The sequence below is a fragment of the Butyricicoccus sp. AF18-9LB genome (assembly GCF_027684505.1).
GTDB classification, from domain to species: domain Bacteria; phylum Bacillota; class Clostridia; order Oscillospirales; family Butyricicoccaceae; genus Agathobaculum; species Agathobaculum butyriciproducens.
In genome coordinates, this window is record NZ_JAQCWA010000009.1 from 109,976 (window position 1) to 110,432 (window position 457).

Consider the following 457-nt stretch of genomic DNA (forward strand, 5'->3'; position numbering starts at 1 on the left):
GAAAATACCGCAGCAGTAAGCGTCGCCGTTCTCGGTAAATGTGCAGCCGCCAATGCAGATATATTTAGCTTGTACGCCGCCAGTAGTGTAGTCGTCGGTGCTTTGACCGCCACCGGCTCTCGTGCTGATACTGCCTGCCGTAGTTTTCGTCTGAAGATGTGCAACGGTACCGGTAACGGAATTTCCGTTGCTCCATGCACCGATTTTCTTGCACAAGAATACAGATTCATTTGCGGTCGCGGTAGTATCGGTATTGCCGCCGGAAATAGCGCGTTTAGCTCCAGAATCAATATTGTCGAACTTCTGGCTGAAATAAGTGCTGTTTCCAACGGTAGAAAGCAATTTATCGTAATTACTCTGTAAATACGAACTTCCGGCAAGTTGAGTGCGTGCTGTACTGTTCTTCAGTGCCGCATTGAACGCCAATGCAGACGAGCATACCGCCGTCATAGCGGTC

General features: G+C 49.5%; 1 protein-coding gene. It reads left to right on the forward strand.

The features are described from left to right. The coding region (locus tag PGY33_RS07745; RefSeq protein ID WP_270478018.1) for a hypothetical protein at positions 1–363 on the forward strand (363 nt) is incomplete at its 5' end. Positions 364–457 lie beyond the last annotated feature (94 nt).